We start from the raw sequence: 18,755 nt of genomic DNA, 5'->3' as shown, positions 1-18,755 counted from the left end.
AAAAATTAAGATAATGAATATATATACAAATGAAAACTTTCATAGAATTAATTTAGAGAAAGTTGAAATCAGAAATTCTCAATTTGATAATTGTGATTTAAGAGGAAGTCGATTTATAAGATGTAGCTTAAGAGATGTACAATATAAAACCTGTGTATTAGCTACATCTGTTTTTAAAAAATCTATAGTTAGTGAGTCATTATTTAACAGTGTAATATCAACAGGTATTTTATTTGAAGATATGATATTTATAAATACAAAATTCATAGATGTGCATTCACCTGCTTCAAAATTTATCAATTGTACTTTTCTTAATTGTAAATTAAATGATTGTGATTTTTCTGAATCTATTTTTGATTATTGTGTCTTTATAGAAACGGTTTTTAACTCATCCGTGTTAAATGTAATTTTTAATAATTGTACTAGTGATAATATGAACGAAATAGATAATAATTCGAAATTCATACCTTTCAAATAATTGGATAAAAGTTTAAAAAAAACTGGAGTTTTAGCGAACTTTAAATTTAAATAACCCGGCGCACGAGTAATTGTAAGTGTTGGACTCCATGGTATTTCATTTGCCCCAGGTGAAGTGTCAACAATTTTTGGACATACGCATCCATTTGTTACAGTAGCCAGTGCAGCTGATTTTCAGGCTTTAAGATCACTTAATCAGAGTAGACATGACAATTAGAGCAAAATTATACTTATATAAGAATGTCAGAAAAACTCCATTTATTAATGGTTATAGACCGACATTTAATTTAGGAAAAGGACTAACATCAGGAAGGATTTTGTTATTAAATGGCAAAAAATCTTTTTTCCCCGGTGAGGAAGATGAAGTAGAAATTAATTTTTTATCAGAAAACTTTTTAGGAGATAAATTTAAAGTTGGAGAAAATATAATTTTTACCGAAGGGTTGACTCCAATTGGAGAAATTAAAATATTAAGGATTTATAATTAAATAATGGCAGGCTGGGAATGCTGTTATGAGAGGATTTGGGAGGCTTTTATCTTATGAGAGTCCTACAACAAATTTGATGCGTGTTGGTCAACATATGACAGCCGAAGAGTTTAGTTCATTTTCTTCAACAGGAGTTATTCCTAGAGGAAATGTTTTATACAAAAATCCAACAGGATTTTCTGATATTAACTTAACTCATTATGCAGAATTTGATGTTAATCCCAATATTCTTAAATTGAAGGATGCAAATAAAAATTGGTATCAAGTAATTCCAAATTCAACAATTCAACAAAAATTGTATCAAGCAAAAGGTCTTACAATGCCTCCTGCTACTGGAACTAATATAAAATTAATTAATCCCAAACCATAAATATGGAATATAATAAAGAGTTTTTCGCAGAAATAGTTAACGATTTAGAAAATAACCTAAATGATGATTTTGAAATTGAGGAGAGTTATCAAGAATCTAACTTTAAAATAGTTATTAATAGGAAAAAGATTATTAATTCCGAAATTTTTGGATTAGAAATTAATATAAGTAATTCCTTTTTATTAGATGTGGTTGTTATAGACCCAAATGGAGATATTGTTGATTTTGTAAATCAAAAACATTCAAATCAAAAAGAATTAGTTTCGGAAATATTTAAAATTTTAAACAAACACTTAAAATTTTAATAACACTTCAAAGAGTATTGATACTACTATTAGATAAACTATTATGATAGATTTAAGTAAAAAAATAGAAAAGATTGCAAATAAAGAAGATTTTGTTGATTTTGTTTATTTATTAGTTACCAATTTAAATAGCCACCCTCAAGAATGGGCGAATCAAACTTTAGCAGAATATTTAGAAAGTATTGCAAGTTGGACAGAAGATATGGAAGGTTATTATCAAAATAATAATATTCCTATTCCTGAAAATATAAATTGGAAAGTTTTTGCAAATATTTTGATTGCAGCAAAAATGTACGAATAATTTATGATTCCCTGTAATCTGAACACTTTTAAATAGGGTTTAGGGTATTTTTCTTCTTTCTCCCCGCACCAGAGCCCGGCTTTGATGAACCCTAGTGCTGAGATATTCGTTCTATGTGGAGTGGCGGGCTGGGAATGCTGTAATGAGTGGTTTTGGCAGATTGTTGGCTTATGAATCTCCTGTAGTTATAAATGACTAACTATTGCAAGGGCTATGGAAAATGCACCTTTATCAACTCAACAGACGGCTGTTTCTCTTCCAAAAGTAAAAAATTACTATAATCTTTTAAACAAGGAAGTAAATAATTGCATGCAACGTTTTGCTTTTTGATACCAGTACTATGTTCTTAGAAATCCATACAGACGAAGGTGTTTTCAAGTTTAATGAGGAACATCGGGATTGTATCAATTAAGTAATAATATTAGATTAAACCTTTCCAGTATTAATAATCAGTGGAGAATGATATTATTCAACACTCCTAATAAGGAAGATAGAATTATCGTATATAATCGAAATGATATCACTCTACATTTATAATACTGAATGCAAAATAGCAACACCACTCATTTGAGTGGCGTTATTTGTTTATTTTACATCTTGTAGCACGTTGGTAATGTTCCAGAAGTGTTGATTTCCTTTATCAATAATAATTAAAAAAGGAATTAATACAAAATTCACAACCAACAAGGGTAGGCAAAAGCCTGCTCTTGTTATTTTTAATGAACGTAATGTAAGTCTCCCCGAACGTTGGTCAGACTTCAACCCTTTTGTTTTGTAAAACTGTTGTATCGTTCGAGTTGGGTCTTATCTTCCAAAACCACTTCCTGTGGCAGACATCCTGAGTTTTTTAAAACAGATAAAAAAATTATAAAGGTTGAATCAGTATTGTAGTTTTTAGGTTTATTTAGGTTTATTTAGATTGCAAAATGTTGACATATAGTATTTTAACTATTTTTTTTAGATTTTTGTTAAATATTATTGTCGGCAATGCAAATCAAGCTAGAAATAGGAAAATATAGTGAAGGCAAAGATCTAGGAGGTTTCCAAAAAATGGAATTTTCTTCTATTGATGAAGCTATTGCTAACATAGAATTTCTTAAATTAGGCTACGATTCTTTTAAAAATGGGGAAAGTCTAGTTATACGTTCTGGAAAAGGAACTAAACCTTATCTACTTGACTATGATTCGACAATTCCCATCCTCCAACTAAGAAGAGAACTGGAAGAGAAATATAATACTGCAATTACTCAAGACAATGAAATTCAATTTAAAACCACTACAAAACCGAAGAAAGAATCGCTCAATTCGAATTTCTCATTTTCTGAAGATAGGGAAACACTTTACGCAAAAACGACAACAAGAGCTAGTTTACCATTCAAACTCTTCAGAACCGATGATACTGGTGCAGGATCCAATATACCACGGCAATCGGAAAATCCAGGAGAAAGTACAGATTTTGCGTTAATAGAAAGACGTTTCTCCGAAAATAATTCTCTTCAATTCTTTGGTTCCGAAAAAATAGAGAACCATAACGATATTGCGTGGCTGTTCAAATCATTGGAAGATGAAGCGGTAGAACACGCATTTCTCGTTTATGATTTTGAAGACAAAGGGTATTTTGTTCAGCATATTTCTACAGGTTCATATAATGCTGCACTCATTGATAATAAACAGATCATTGGGAATATCATCGAGGCTAATCCCAATTCAATTACCTTAGTACACAATCATCCAAGTGGTAATCTCAAAGCATCTAAGGCAGATGCAAATGTACTTGAAAAACTAAAAAAAGCACTTCAAAATACCGATGTAAAAGTTAATGACGGTATTATCATCAATCTCAGAAGTGGAAATTATCTTATTTTCAACGAAAAGCTTTTAAAAGAGCTCAAGCATAGAACAGATGTTTCTCAACCTCTTTCGGAAATCCAAGCCTATTCATTCTCAAAACAGGTTCTAGTTGAAAATTTCCAACCAATTAAGGTAAAATCCCCCGAAGAAGTTGCAGCATACATCACTTCCCAAAAGTTCGGTGTTTCGGACAAGAATGAAATGCTGGTTCTCAATTCCCAGCTCAACATTATTGGAAAATTCATCTTACCAGCAAATAACCAGGAGAATTTTATTATTGAAAAAGTTTCAAAGTTCGGAGGTTCAAGTTGTGTTCTATACGGAAACAACATCACGCCTGAGCTTGTAGATTTTTACAGCAAGCGTTTGGAACATTCCAACATTACCATTACCGATGCTATTCTGTTGAAAAGTGAAAACGGACAAAAAATGTGGGAATCCTTTATGAATGAAGGAAAGATGAGAATTAACAGTAACGCAAATACCGATTCTCTCTCTGAAAACTACACTTCTAAATTTAATACAATGGAAAAAAATGAATTATCCTGGTCTGATAGAGTGATCACCCCTAAAACCAATGCCTACAAAGAATTTATAAACGAAATGATAAACAGTTCTCCCGAAATTTTTTTTCGAGATGGTGATAGGGAATTTACTGATAAAGAGAAAAAGTATATGCAGATCTATTCTGAAAAAGGTAAAGATATCGTTGTAGACTCTAATTTTTCTTTAAAAACAATTTTTGACAATGACACATCGAAAGCTACCGCTGTGGAATCAAAATTTAACAGTAATACTCAATTAGCAGTTTTCATCAATAGTCAAAAAATGACTGACAGAATTTTCGTTGTACAAGACAATTCAAATGGTATAGAGATAACTTTAAATAACGAGGCAGATAAACAAAAATTTCTTTCTGACGTATGGGCAAAGGAACTTACTAAACAAACAGATTTAAGTTCAGGAATGACCAAAACACAAATAGATGAAAAACAAGCCTATCATTTCCGGAATTATGAATTTGAAGCAAAAAAATTAGGAATCGAAATAATTCCATTTATTGAAGTAGGTGAACAAAAATTGGATATCCAAAATAAAGCTTCAGAAATAGTAAGTATTTTGAATAATAATGAAAAAACTCTGATGCTGGATGCTACTACTCCGGGTATTGCAAAATCAAGTACTGAGGTTGATTCGCTTGAAGGTCTTATAAAGAATATGGAAAGACATTTTATGCCGGAAGGTTACAATAAATCAATTTCTATTAGACCATATGGAGAACATTTAAAGCCTCCAATCTTTCAAACAACGGATAAAGATGTGAAAAACGAATTGGTTTCAAGTTTAAAAGAAATCCTTAATGATAGAAACTTATTGCTTTCACAAGAGTTCTCTAAAGAACATTATGCAGATTCAAATGCTTTATATAGCAAAGAACCACATAACAACTTCCTTGAAGATTATTTTGATGATATCGATAGTGGTTTTCTAAACTCAAAAAAAAATGAGACAGAAATCATCGGCGGAAAAATCAAAGATATAGCGGCTGAAGCAATTCGTAATCCGGGATCTCTAAAACAGTATGATGGTAATACACAAAACACAATTCAAATTTATATTAACAAACAAAATCCACAAATTATGGAAACAACACAAAAAGAATTCGACCAGGTAGAATATTTGAAGGCACAATTTAGATACCTTGGTTTTGGTGATAGTGAAAAACTTCACAAAGATCTGGAAGCCGGAATTAATTCTCAAGACAAGGAATTTGAAGTAAAGACAACTTCAGATAAAGCTATGCCTGGTAACACGGTAGAGTATTCAATAAAATTCAGTAAGTCTGAGCAAGGAGGTGTCTTTTTAAACTCCTATGATGCAACATTGAATAATGGCACAGACAAGGCTATTGTTCAAAATTTCAAGGTGTCAAAGGACAATTACTTTACAGCAAAAGAGGCGGTAAATCTTTTGGAAGGAAGATCTGTCAAAATTGAATTCGATAACCCAAAGACAAATCAACGAGAATCCTCCTTTGTCAAACTTGATCTAAATGGAGAAAAGAATCAGTGGGGTAATTACAATTTCCAAAAATTTCATCAGAACTACGGGGTAGATACATCACAAATAGTTGATAAGTCAAATCTGATATTTGATAAACCGGAATACAAGGACAATACAATCAAGTCATTGGAAAAAGGAAATGTTGTAAAAGTAAAATTTGAAATCGAAGACAAGGTGATTGAAGGAAAGGCAGTTCTTAATCCTCAATACAAGAACCTTAACCTTTATGACAATGATATGAATCGTATCAATACGAATAAGCCAATTCAAGGTTTGGATAATGATAATAAACACGAAAAATCAAATGTTCGTGAACAAAGTATATCTAGAGGAATTTAGCTCCATCACCAAATTATAATGTAGGCGGTAAAACTAAGGAATTACCGCTTTTTTTAATCCTTAATACAATGAGAAAAGCAACATTTTTATCCATGATACTTTTTCTTTCTGCAACACTCTTGTCATGTAGAAAGGAGATTAAATCCCCAAAAGGAGGGATTGATATTATTTCGAACGTTTACTTCACTGCTTCCAAAAGTCTAGATTCCATGAAAAGTTTTCACGTTTCCAAGTTAAATTACATGGGAGATTCTATTATAGAGTTTGTCCCATCCCTTGAGATTCCAGAAATAATAACGAATAAATATTTTATTAATGATTCTGTCTACTTCGATATTAATAAAGGGAACGAGATTGAGAATGGAATGCCGCTACTCCCTGCAATGAGTAAATACCAGTTTGCAAGATCGGTCTACAACAAAAGAATTGGAGCAATTTATACCAAAGAGCCTTTGATCAACTACAAAAATCGCAAGAACCTTAGTGATACTATCTTATTTGGGAAGGAATACCAACGGTTCGAAATCAAGTCGCCGTGGAACTATACTCGATTTTACATTTACAAGACCGATACCATTCTACCTTACTCTCTTTACAAAAATGTGGAAAATGACTACAAAGGACGCTTGGAAAGAATTGATTCCTACAATAGAAAAACCGACATTTTTGTCTCAGTTCAGCTCATTCCAAGAAAAATTTTGGACAAAGAAGCAGAAGATATTTTCAAATTCAACCTATTTGCCAATAAGATAAAAAAATAGTATGGACTTAAAAAAAATTGCAAACAATGGCAAAATACACACAGGAAGAAATCGACAGCATAACCAATAACATTTCCTTACTGGACTATTTTTTACATCTCGAACATCGGGGAAAAGTAAAATTTGACAGCAAGAAAGGAAGGGATTTTTTTTTCAGAACAGAGAACGATAAATTTTCTGTAAATGAGAATGGATTTTTTAGCTTTAATTCCAATGAAGGTGGAAAAATTTTGAAAGCTGTAATGACCTTAGAGAACAAATCCTGGAAAGAAGCTTTAGATTTCCTGTCCGGATTTTCCAACCATTATAAAAATGAATTCATTGCAGAAAGAAAAAATGAATTTAAATCAAAAGAAAATAACAATTATTCTCAAATCAAGATTCAATATTCAGGAGCACCAAACAACGAAAAACTTTTGGCTTATTTCCAGCAGAGAGGAATTTCGAAAGAAATTTTACAGCAGTACACAAGGCAAATCCATTACGAAAACAACGGCAAAAAATATTTCGGAATCGGACTTGAGAATTTGTCCGGAGGTTTTGAGATCAGAAACCCTTTAGCCAAGATTAAAATCGGAAAAACTGATATTTCAGAAATAAAAGGAACAAAAAACGAAATGATCGTTTTTGAGGGAATGTCAGATATGCTTTCTTTCCTCCAGTTACAAAAACAAAACAGTAATTCGAATAACAGAACGCTGGTCTCACTCAATTCAATTACCAATGTTGACCGGTTTATGGCAATCCATAAAGATTTTGCCGGTAAATTGTTTCTTTGTCTGGACGGTGATAAAGCTGGAGATCTGGCCACAAAAAAAATACTGCAGGGATTTTCAGAAAATAATGTAAAAGACATTCGTCCATTTTATTCCATTTCTGAAACACAGAATAAGGATCTGAACGATTATCTGAAAAACAAACTCAATCTTCAAAAAGAAAATACTAATATTAATCAACAAAAATTATCCGGCAATGAAAACAATACAGCTCAATCCCGAACAATTTCCGAAACTCAGCAAGTGGAACCAAAAACACCTGAATCTGACGTTGGAGAATCTTTCCAAGAAAGCCAATCCCAGCAAAACCGAAATAACGGAGCAGGACAAGAGGTGGGCAGCAACAATGCTGGAGATGGACCTGCAGAAAGAAAACGGAGCCATCTGGGAAGATCAGAACCAGGAAGAGAGTCCACTGACGGCCCACAACAGAATGATGATGGAAAGAGCGAAGAAAAACAATATTCCCTGGGCGGAAGATTATTAGAAAATTCAACCAATATTCCTGAGCTTGATGCTCTTCTTTTAAAATACAAAGGACAAAACAAGATCACTAATGAGCAAGTTGCAGAAGTTGTTTCCGCAGCTTGTTTTGTTTCCGAAGACAAGAAAATTATACTGAAGGAAAATCTTGCAATTACCGAAGATCTAAAAGATATTGCCAACCAGTACAAAAGTGGTGGTACATCCAAAGAAGGTCGAGGAATTTTAGATGAATATTATACAGATAGTAAGATCGTTGATACCATTCGGAATCTGATCAGTAATAATTTCAAAAGCTCAAAAACTTTAAACGTTCTTGAACCAAGCGTTGGTACGGGGAATTTTGTTCACGCTGTTAAAAGTCTAAATACAAAAACTTATGTCACTGGGTTTGAGATCAACGAAACAACGGCAAAAATTGCAAAACTTTTCCATCCGGATGCCGACATCAGTCTCCGTTCTTTTGAAACGGAATTTGTTGATGAAAAGGGTGTAAAAACCAAAGCTCAAGATTACCGAGACAAATACGACCTGATTATCGGGAATCCGCCTTATGGAGAACATCGAGGCTTTTATAAAGGACTGGGAGAAGAACCAAAAATATCCAAATACGAAGATTATTTCGTGAAAAGAAGTCTGGACGTTTTGAAAGACGGCGGAACACTTGCGATGGTCCTGCCATCGCCATGGCTTAACCGCCAGAAAAAAATGCAAAATGCAGAAATTGTTAATGCATTTCGTTTGCCATCAGGATCGTTTGCAGGAACCCAGATTGGAACCGATATTATCATTCTCAAAAAATCCCAGCAAAAGATATCTCAAGATATTTCAGATTATTTCATTAAAAATCCTGAAAAGGTACTTGGAGAGATACACGAAAAGAACAATCGTTTCGGAAGACCGGAGCAATACGTGAAAGGGAATTTGGATGATGCCTTGGAGATGATCAAAGAAATCCAAAAAAAGAGAGAAACGGAAAGAATAGGAGATCTTTTTGACGGTTTGTGGAATGCTAATACTCAAGACGAAATAGCTGTTAAATCTGATACTGCAGAAAAAGAAAAGTTCGAAAAACTGAAAAATGAAAAAACTATTGATCTTGATGAAATTAAAGATAAAATTGAACAGGTTCTTGAAGTACTCGATAAAGTTAAATTCAAATCTCCTGCAGTTCAAAAAGAAATAGATAAATACACAAAGCTTGATTCCCAAATCAATAACGAATTCCAAAAATTCGACACAAAAGCGCTTCTGGAAATTCACAAAAAAGCGGACAAGATCCTACGATCTCAAAACGAAAGAGATCAGGAATATAAGATCCAAACGAAACCAGATATAAAATCCAAGGTTTTAAAGTATCAATTTTCCAAAAATGATGAGATCGTTAACGCATCAATTCAAAACAGTTCGGATATCTCAGAGAAAGAAATCAATGCTTTCCGGGATACAAATTATGACGGAACATTAAATAATTACGGAAAACACTTCGAATATGCAAACTATATAGAAGGGAAATGGATTCACGATTTTTATTATACTGAAGGAAATATTTATGCAAAGCTTAAGAAACTGAAGATCGATTTTGCAGACAAGCATTCTGTAGGTGGAACTGAAAACCAATATGAGAAACAAAAAGCATTATTGGAAAAAGTTCTTCCAAAACCAAAGAATTTGGACGAGATCATTATCAGTCCGAACCATGAGTTTGTACATAAATTTGACCTTGGTAAGATTGAAAAAGATCAGTACAATTATATTTCCAATCGTTATGAAAAAGTTACTTTAGACTATAATCTTGCTGAAAAATTCAAAGATTTTGTAAGTACACTTCCTTATGATGCCTTCCAAGGTTCGTCCTCGTGGGAAGTTAAAGGATTTGTGGATAACGACACGGTTACCGGAAGTGATAAAGAGAGAAATGCTTTGATCCGGGAAAGGAGAAAAGTGGCCGCTAATGATCTGTTTGGGAAGTTTGTCCGGGAAGAACTTCCGGAAGAATTGAGAGATCGTTTTGTAAAAGAATTCAATGAAAATTACAACAATATCCATGTTCCGGATTATTCAAGATTTCCTTTATTCTCCAGAATTTATCAGAATTTCAAGGGAGAAGAATTAATACTGACCGAAGTTCAAAAAGCAGGAATTGGAAGACAGACCACAAAGGGTGTCGGATTACTTGCACATGAAGTTGGTTTCGGAAAAACTTTATCCGGAATTCTTTCAATGCATGAAGCTATGGAGCGTGGAAATGCTAAAAGACCTCTAATTGCAGTTCCTAACGAAAGTATTCTAAAACAATGGGTAGAAACGATTTTTGAGACCATTCCGAATGCGAGAGTGAATGTTTTGGGAAATCTCGGAAAGGATTATGATCTCTCGAAATTTGATAATAAAGACGGAGAAATAACACTCGTTACATATGAGGGATTCAACAATATCGGCTTCTCCAAAGAGGTTACAGAAAATCTGGCTTCCAAATTCAACTACATTTCTGCAAATGAACTGAAAAGCGTTACTAATACAGAACGAGACATACAAATAGAACTGCAGAAAGAAAAAGAGATCGAGGGAAAAATGAAGTGTGGCAAAATCTACGACTGGGAAGATTTTGGATTTGACCATCTGACCTTTGATGAAGTCCACAACGCCAATCATATCGTAGGAAAAGTAAAAATTGAGGATAGAAGATTTGCTTCGGACTTTAGAAATCAGAACCAACAAACTTCAAAGCTGGGTATCAATACCTGGATGGCAGCTCAATATATCCAGGATAAACATGATGGCAGGAATATCACTTTACTTTCTGCAACGCCTTTTACCAATAAACCATTGGAATATTATTCCATTCTATCATTAATTGCGAATAAACGATTAGAGGAAAAAGGCTATTTTAATGTTAACAATTTCTTTGAAACCTTCATGGAAGCGGATAATGATATGGAAATTGATGCAAAAGGTGACGTTAAATTCAAAGCCAATGTCCGGAGATTCAAGAACAATACTCTTTTCCAACAACTTTTGTCGGAATTCATCGACATCAAAGGCGAAGAAGATAATCCTGAACTGATACGACCTAACAAGATCAATAAAGAGTATAAAATTGAACAAAATGATCTTACCAAAGAGCAATATGAATTACTGAATCAGAGCTTTAATGAAAATGAAAAAGGAGCAATTCTTACCCATATTCTCAATGCCCGGTTGATTGCTATATCTCCATATTTATCTCCGTTTTACGATGGCGAAGAACCTTCTGTGAAAGAATTTGTTGAAAATTCTCCGAAGCTTATTGAAATGATGCGCCTGATCAGGCAGAACAAAATGGATATCCAGGATTCAGGACAAATTATTTATTCTGAACTCGCTGTAGACCAGTTTCCTAAATTGAAAGAATATTTGATCAAAGAAATAGGATTCAAACCTGATGAAGTAGGCATTATCACAGGGAAAACTACAAAACCACAGAGAATATCAATCCAGGAGAATTTTAATTCCGGAAAGATTAAGGTTATTATCGGAAGTGAGGCGATTCAAGAAGGTATGAACTTGCAGGAAAAAACAACCGATACCTATCTACTTTCCCTTCCGTATAATTTTACATCACTACGTCAAGTGGAAGGAAGATCCTGGAGGCAGGGAAATGAAAACGAAAACATAAGAATGAATTTTATGCTGACCAACGACAGTATTGATGTTTTTATGTTACAGAAATTGCAGTCAAAACAAGCAAGATATTTGGAAGCAATGAAGAAAGGAGCAGATGTTTTGGATATTTCCGACATTAGTACCCAGGAGTTGAAAACTTCTATCATTACCAATCCGGAAACCAGGGCGAATATTGAAATTGAACTTATGAAGAAGAGAATTGAGGGGGAAAAGAGCAAACTCGTTGCAGATTCTGCTTTTGTTATGAGAAAGTTTGAAGAGTTTGTAAAAATTAAAGATAGCATCTCTACTGCAGAAAATACTTACAATAAAATTGTAGGTTATGCGAAGGATAAAAGTGGAGATTATGAATACTGGGAAAAACAGTTGCCATATTACATGAAAAATATTGATAATGCTAGAGTTGAAGTTCAAAAGGAAATAGAGAAACTTGCAGAAAAAGGAGTAAACATTGCAGAAATAGAAAAACAGACTAAGATCACAGAAGATAAAATTTCTGCACTGGATGCACAGTTGGAAAATCTTCCGGAAGCAAGAGCTGAGCTTGTCGAACTATATCGTTTGGAAAAAGAGGAAATGCTCAAAAAAAATGCTGATCAGGATCCTGTAAAAGAAAGAGCGCAAGAGAATAGTCAATTATTCAAACAACAGGAACCCATGTTAACTCAATTAAATAGTATAAGAGAAGAAAATTATGAATACCAAGGCAGGAAAAGGTAATTAATAACTAAAAAATTGTAATTTTGGTTTATGGATGATTTGTTTCAAGAATATGAAAATCTAAGGTCCGAGTATAAAAAAATTATTGTGGATGCTTTCAATCCTGATGATTTTGCAGAATATACAGAGAACTTGTTTACTGCTCACAGCTGCGCTATTGAGGGCAACTCTTTTTCTGTAAACGAAACCAGGGATTTGAAAGAAAAAGGTCTTGATTTGAAAATATATGACAAATCTCTATTCGAAGCTTTCGAGATCTTGGACCATTTCAAAGCATATGAGTTTGCAATGAAAAATCTTAGCAGACCATTGACTGAGGATTTTCTCAAAGAACTCCATTTTATCCTTACCGAACATACGATTAATTACCGGAATCAGAGCAATCCTGGAGAATACACTCAAACCGACATGGGAGCTGGAGATACCATTTTTGGAGACCATAAAGAGAATGTAAAGCGTGTTCCTAAATTGTTGGAACAAACCCAAAATGTATTGGATAAAAATCTTGAGCATCCTTTGTCTGTAAGCGCAAAATTTCACAAATTCTTTATTTATCTGCATCCATTTAGAGACGGGAATGGAAGATTAGGAAGACTTCTGTCCAACTTCATATTAGCAAAATCCGGACATCCTTTGGTAATAATTAACCAGGAAAAAAAGAACAATTATATCGAAGCTCTCAAAGCTTCAGAAAAACATAGAGATTCAACTCCTATAGTCAATTTTTTCATTGAGACCTCGATGCAAAGAATGAGGTCAGAGATTGCTCAAAAAAAAAACCTTACCGAGAATTTTTTTTTGAGAATTAAGGAAGATCCGGAAGAAGAACAGGAAAGACCGAGAGGATTCCGCAGGTAATAAAACCAGTCTAGATATAGACTGGTTTTATTTAGCGAGTAGTTTTTAAGCCGTTTTAAGACTATTTAGATTGTAAAGTATTGGCTTTGTTGTTTTTACATATTTCATTATTGACTTTTGTCGAAATATTAAAAATTTCGCAAAATGAACAAAAATTTAATTATCAGATTCGGCATTGCCCTATTTCCCTTAATTAGCTCTCAATTTTATTCTCAGGTCGGGATAAATACCGACAAACCTGCTGCAACATTGGATGTTGTAAAAAATCCTACAGCTAATGTTTTAGATGGGATAATTGCACCTAGACTTTCTGCAGATGAATTGAATAATAAAACTTACACTCCTGAGCAAAATGGAGCATTTGTATATATCACACAATCATTTTCAAGTACTACAAGTCCTACATCGCAAACATTATTAATATCTGAACCAGGTTATTATTTGTTTGATTCCAATATTTGGAAGAGATTCGATAATGATCAGGAATTTGTCAAGTTTAGTGAAAATGGCAAAACTGGTTATGCTACAAAGTATAGAAAAAATAATCCCACTTTTTATGGTGATATTGGTACAAATGCCATCGATTTGTCATACAGTGCTAGTGGAGGAAATTTTTATGGAGCTAGAGGTGATTATTCAGTAATCGTTGGTGGTCAGAATAGTCTTGCTAATTCTACTAATTCTGGAATCTTCGCCGGTACTGGAGGACAAGCTACAAATACTAATGCTGTAGTTATTGGAGGTAATGGTAGCTCAGCAAGTGGAACAAATTCAGCAGCTATAGGTGGTGTAAATAATTCTGCAATTGGTCAAGGTTCATTTGTTGCTGGAGCAGGAAGTAATTATGCTTATGGCACATCATCAACGATTGGAGGTGGTGGTAGTAATAATGTTAATGGACTAGGTTCTGTGATATCCGGTGGTGGTACTAATTCTGCCACTTCTAATTTTTCAAGTATTGGAGGTGGCTATACAAATTCTGCAACTTCAACTTATGCAACAATAAGTGGAGGATTTTCTAATTCTGCATCAGCTAATGCATCAAGCATTTCTGGTGGGGGTAATAATTCTGCCACTGCTGCCTATTCAACAATTTCTGGAGGGTCTTTTAATAAAACTAATGGTCAATATTCAACCATATCTGGAGGGAGAGGAAATACAGCTTTTTCATATTCCGAATGGGTTGCAGGTAATTATAATACAAGTTATACTGCTCTTTCAACATCCGCTTGGAATAATGCAGACAGATTATTTACAATAGGAAATGGAACTTCAGATACTACTAGGTCAGATGCGTTGATTATTCTTAAAAATGGTTTAACTACTTTGCCTTCAACAACTACAACACAAATAAATAACGAATCCACCGGAAAGGTTGTTGTAACAAAAGAATGGGTTAATCTAAGAGTTCCTTCTCCTCCTGCGACTGGAACATATATACTAAAATCCGTTAATGGAGTGACATCATGGGTTACACCATAATTTATCATAATAAACACAATTTGTTCATATATAAAAGAACCCTAGCATATATAAAAAACTGCTAGGGTTTTATTTTTTTTGAAATTATGGTAAAAAAATAATATTTATATTAGCAATAAATACAAAAACACTCATATGAAAGAAAACTTTTTCAAACTTCTATATCTAATAATTATTCTAATGATTGTTATTCCAGTATATTGGATTGGTCATATTTATAAGGATACAACTCTTAGAGTAATATCAATTATACTTTTCCTGCTTTTTTTAAAACTTTATTCTCAGATATTAAACTTTCTAAAAAAAATAATATTATAAAAAAAAATTATTAAAGTTGCAATTAATTAAACCCATGCCTTACAAAGCTAATACTATCTAGTTTCCTAAAATTATATAGATCTTTTCTAAACATTTCTTTAGGTACTATAACTTCCAGATAATAGTTTTGAGATTTCAATGTGGAAGTTTCTCCCAAAATTGGGAGATTTTTTTTAGAAAAATATGTTGCCCTGTATGTTTTTAAAGTGGGAACAGTATCTTTCAATCTGAAAAATAAATTATCTCTGTTATTAGCGACTTTAAAGTCTGCAAGGTCAAATCTGTTAGGAGGATTTATTTTTTCATTATATTTTGTATCAGACAGATTAATAACAATACTATCTTTCAAATTATTAATACGGTAAATTTGATTGTCGTATAGAAATTCTGTTTCAACACTTGATTTTCCCGTTAACAATAAATAATGGAATGGTATCAATGATATTAAAAAAAATAATACACAAACCGAAAATAATACAATTACTTTTCTATAAAACTCAAGCTTTATAAACCAACTCAAATACAATTTTAAATTCATAGTTTCAGTTTAGATTTCAGGGATATACTTCTAATTAATATAGGTTTTTGAGCAATTCTCTTTTCTGTAAATACCTATAAAAGTATTTCATGACTTTTTTGGTTTATGAACGTATTAATAAAAACCCGACCTTGTTCGAAACTTAGTCGGGTAAAAACTAATAACCATGAAAACTCAAATGAGCTTTGTGCCAAAAAAAGGAATAGAACCTATAAAACCTTTTATTTGGTTTTCAAATTTAATGTAAAATTTAAATTTTTACAATATTTTTATGATTCAAATGCATCTATTAATTGTGATTTATTTACTATTAAAGCTGTTCCAATTTCTCTTTTTATCTCATCAGTAATCATAATTTCTATTTCTGAATAAGGATTACAGTTTTATTTGTGGTTTTTTTATTATATCTACAGCTTTATTTCTCCGGCCATAACAGCTTCCTGCAGATAGATTTCGTACTTTTTCTTATCAAAAAGGACATTTAGAATCCATCCATCGTCTGTAAAATTCCAATCTAGAATCTGCATTTTCTTGCCGGCTATTTTCTTAGCGTCATTGGAAATTGGTAGGTCATTGATTTTTTCAATAGCATCAGCTCCATAATTTACAGCATTGGCAGTTGTGATAACTTTTGTTGCGCCTTGCAGAACTTTAAGATTTCCAGAACCCATTCCAACAGCCGCAGCTCCGGTTCCGGCAATATCAGCCACTTGTCCTAAAAGTTTGACACCCAGTCCGGACTTTTTTTGTTTTACAAAAACAAAATCTTGTCCTGCAGGAAGATAGATTTGTACATGGTTTCCTTTTTTTATAGAAATGGAATCATTGACCACCAACTCTGTTTGATTGTTTTGAATGGATGATACAGCTAATTGAGCTGACAATGTTACGGTTGCAGAAAGAAAAAATACTGCAGTTAGAATACTTTTTTTCATTTTGTGAATTTTTTATATAAGTTTTGTTTTCTTTTGTTTTTTGAGGTTATTTAGTTTTTCTTTTTGATATAAAAATATCCTGCAAGAATTAATATTATTATCAATTGACTGACATTGCTTTCCAATTGCTTTCGGGAACTACTAAATTTCTATCAAGTATTATCCAATTGCCCGATAAATCCCTGTAATAATTTTGTGTTTTGATTGAATCTCCATTTCTAAGATAGATTGTAGTTTTATTGGTTTGAATCGAAATTTTAAAATAACCTGTTCTCCAATAAATACACATCAATAAAAAAGCAATTATTAACCCAAGCAAAACAATTATTTTTTTTAAAATATCTGATTTTTCCATCGTTTTTTTTAGATTACTAATTATGAATTAGTCCATTTTATAAATTGCTTTAGAATAAGTTGATGAATAATTGGAATAATAACTATAGCTAAGAATACGTAAATCAACTTTAGATTATTTAATGGCTTGTTACCAAAAAATATTAGTAGCAAAAACAATAAAAAAGCTCCATATATAAATATTGAGTTTACAATCATAAAAAAGTACCAACGCTTTCTCTGAGCAATATGTAAATCGTCAGCAAAAAGTAGACATTAAATATTAAAAAGTTAAGGAGTGTTTTCATAAAAAGAGTAATTTTAATTATGGCAGCACCGAAAAAGAAACCGATCGAAAAATTTGTAAAAGATATTCGGCAGAACACCCGCAGAATATTCACTGCAGAGCAAAAGATTTTAATCGTGATGGAAGGTCTTCGAGCGGAGACTTCCATAGCCGAACTTTGCAGGAACCATAATATTGCACAGTCGCAGTTTTATGCCTGGAACAAGGAGTTTATGGAAGCAGGAAAGAAGCGTCTCAATGGAGATGTCGCTCGCGAGGCTACGAGTGATGAAGTATCAGATCTGAAGAAGGAAAACGCTCGTTTGAAAGAGATCGTAGCTGACCTGGTCGTTCGCTATGACATTGTAAAAAAAAGTTTAGACAGGCTGGATTAATCGATAAATACAGAAAATATATGAGATTATCCGCAGCCGAGAAATACGAGATCATTCAAACGGTGACCAGGAGTGAAATCGGTGTGAAGCGAACCTTGGAAAGTTTTGGAATCGCTAGAAGTAGTTTTTACAAATGGTATCAAAGCTACCTCGAATACGGTTATGATGGCTTGGAAACTACGAAAAGGGCAAACACAAGACAATGGAACAGCATTCCTGAAAGACAGAAAGATCTGGTGGTAGAGACCGCTTTGGAACACACCGAATTGTCTGCAAGGGAACTGGCCTACAAAATTACCGATGAGCAAGGTATTTTTATTTCAGAATCCAGTGTTTACCGTATTTTGAAGCAAAGAGACTTAATCCCGGCACCGAATCATTTTCTTCTTTCAGCAGCAAATGAGTTCAAAGACAAAACGGAATTTGTGCATCAAATGTGGCAGACAGATTTTACCTATTTCAAGATCATTGGCTGGGGATGGTACTATCTGAGCACGATCTTGGACGATTACAGCCGCTACATCATTCACTGGGAGCTATGCGACTCAATGAAAGCCGAAGATGTGAAACGAACGGTGGACACAGCCATTAAAAAAGCGAAATTAAAGACCAAAGTCAAACCGAAACTGCTCTCGGACAACGGATCCTGCTACGTCTCCAATGAGTTGAAAAGCTATCTGAAAGACGATTTAGGAATAAAACAGATTCACGGAAAACCGATGCATCCTCAGACCCAGGGCAAGATTGAACGTTATCACAGAACGATGAAAAATGTAGTGAAACTAAATCATTTTTATCACCCCGAGGAACTCATCCAGGCACTGGAAAAATTTGTAGAAAACTACAATAACAAGCGCTATCACGAGTCGATAAATAACCTAACTCCGAGGGATGTATACTTCGGAAGATCAGAACAGATTTTGGAAAAAAGAAAGCAGATAAAAGAAGAATCCATCCGTAAAAGAAGACAAATATATAACCAACAAAAATTAGTAAGTTTATAAACCGA

General features: G+C 33.3%; 14 protein-coding genes. 11 read left to right on the top strand and 3 right to left on the bottom strand.

Going from position 1 to position 18,755, the window contains the following annotated elements:
• Positions 1 to 13: 13 nt before the first annotated feature.
• The 10 genes from K319_RS21400 to K319_RS0118245 all read left to right on the top strand — a co-directional run bounded on the left by K319_RS21400 (position 14) and on the right by K319_RS0118245 (position 14,941).
• Complete coding sequence (locus K319_RS21400; RefSeq protein ID WP_084403475.1) at positions 14 to 478, top strand: pentapeptide repeat-containing protein; 465 nt, start codon at positions 14 to 16, stop codon at positions 476 to 478.
• Positions 479 to 683: 205 nt separating this feature from the next.
• Complete coding sequence (locus K319_RS0118285; RefSeq protein ID WP_034672150.1) at positions 684 to 965, top strand: hypothetical protein; 282 nt, start codon at positions 684 to 686, stop codon at positions 963 to 965.
• A 25-nt stretch (positions 966 to 990) separates the two neighbouring features.
• The gene (locus tag K319_RS0118280) at positions 991 to 1,335 is read left to right on the top strand and encodes a TreTu family toxin (RefSeq protein ID WP_027384923.1); all 345 of its coding nucleotides are present in this window, start codon (positions 991 to 993) and stop codon (positions 1,333 to 1,335) included.
• A 2-nt stretch (positions 1,336 to 1,337) separates the two neighbouring features.
• Positions 1,338 to 1,640, top strand: a complete 303-nt coding sequence (locus K319_RS0118275) for a hypothetical protein (RefSeq protein WP_027384922.1) — start codon at positions 1,338 to 1,340, stop codon at positions 1,638 to 1,640.
• A 43-nt stretch (positions 1,641 to 1,683) separates the two neighbouring features.
• Positions 1,684 to 1,941: a DUF7660 family protein gene (locus K319_RS0118270; RefSeq protein WP_027384921.1), complete on the top strand. Its 258-nt coding sequence runs from the start codon at positions 1,684 to 1,686 to the stop codon at positions 1,939 to 1,941.
• A gap of 987 nt (positions 1,942 to 2,928) precedes the next feature.
• Positions 2,929 to 6,195, top strand: coding sequence for a JAB domain-containing protein (locus tag K319_RS21215; protein ID WP_051230793.1), 3,267 nt, complete (start codon positions 2,929 to 2,931; stop codon positions 6,193 to 6,195).
• 68 nt (positions 6,196 to 6,263) lie between these two features.
• Complete coding sequence (locus tag K319_RS0118260) at positions 6,264 to 6,956, top strand: hypothetical protein (RefSeq protein ID WP_027384920.1); 693 nt, start codon at positions 6,264 to 6,266, stop codon at positions 6,954 to 6,956.
• Between the two features lie 26 nt (positions 6,957 to 6,982).
• Positions 6,983 to 12,601 carry a toprim domain-containing protein gene (locus K319_RS0118255; protein ID WP_027384919.1) on the top strand — a complete coding sequence of 1,873 codons (5,619 nt, stop codon included), beginning with the start codon at positions 6,983 to 6,985 and terminating at the stop codon, positions 12,599 to 12,601.
• Between the two features lie 30 nt (positions 12,602 to 12,631).
• Positions 12,632 to 13,459, top strand: coding sequence for a Fic family protein (locus K319_RS0118250; RefSeq protein WP_034672147.1), 828 nt, complete (start codon positions 12,632 to 12,634; stop codon positions 13,457 to 13,459).
• 144 nt (positions 13,460 to 13,603) lie between these two features.
• Complete coding sequence (locus K319_RS0118245; RefSeq protein WP_027384917.1) at positions 13,604 to 14,941, top strand: hypothetical protein; 1,338 nt, start codon at positions 13,604 to 13,606, stop codon at positions 14,939 to 14,941.
• 340 nt (positions 14,942 to 15,281) lie between these two features.
• Here the strand turns inward: K319_RS0118245 and K319_RS0118235 are convergent, their stop codons facing one another.
• The 3 genes from K319_RS0118235 to K319_RS0118225 all read right to left on the bottom strand — a co-directional run bounded on the left by K319_RS0118235 (position 15,282) and on the right by K319_RS0118225 (position 17,087).
• Entirely contained in the window at positions 15,282 to 15,797 is a 516-nt protein-coding gene (locus K319_RS0118235; protein ID WP_156907139.1) for a hypothetical protein, read from the bottom strand.
• 407 nt (positions 15,798 to 16,204) lie between these two features.
• Positions 16,205 to 16,732 carry a hypothetical protein gene (locus K319_RS0118230; protein WP_027384914.1) on the bottom strand — a complete coding sequence of 176 codons (528 nt, stop codon included), beginning with the start codon at positions 16,730 to 16,732 and terminating at the stop codon, positions 16,205 to 16,207.
• Between the two features lie 100 nt (positions 16,733 to 16,832).
• Positions 16,833 to 17,087: a hypothetical protein gene (locus tag K319_RS0118225; RefSeq protein WP_027384913.1), complete on the bottom strand. Its 255-nt coding sequence runs from the start codon at positions 17,085 to 17,087 to the stop codon at positions 16,833 to 16,835.
• 305 nt (positions 17,088 to 17,392) lie between these two features.
• Between K319_RS0118225 and K319_RS0118215 the strand changes: the two genes are divergently transcribed.
• Positions 17,393 to 18,750 (top strand): IS3 family transposase gene (locus K319_RS0118215; RefSeq protein ID WP_394330699.1). Its coding sequence is split into 2 segments (ribosomal slippage): positions 17,393 to 17,728 and positions 17,731 to 18,750, totalling 1,356 coding nucleotides; the frame shifts between segments, so codons are not numbered across the junction.
• Positions 18,751 to 18,755 lie beyond the last annotated feature (5 nt).

It is taken from the genome of Epilithonimonas caeni DSM 17710, from assembly GCF_000426465.1.
GTDB lineage: Bacteria > Bacteroidota > Bacteroidia > Flavobacteriales > Weeksellaceae > Epilithonimonas > Epilithonimonas caeni.
The sequence above is the reverse complement of the archived record's forward strand: the minus strand, read 5'-3'. Positions and strand labels throughout refer to the sequence as shown.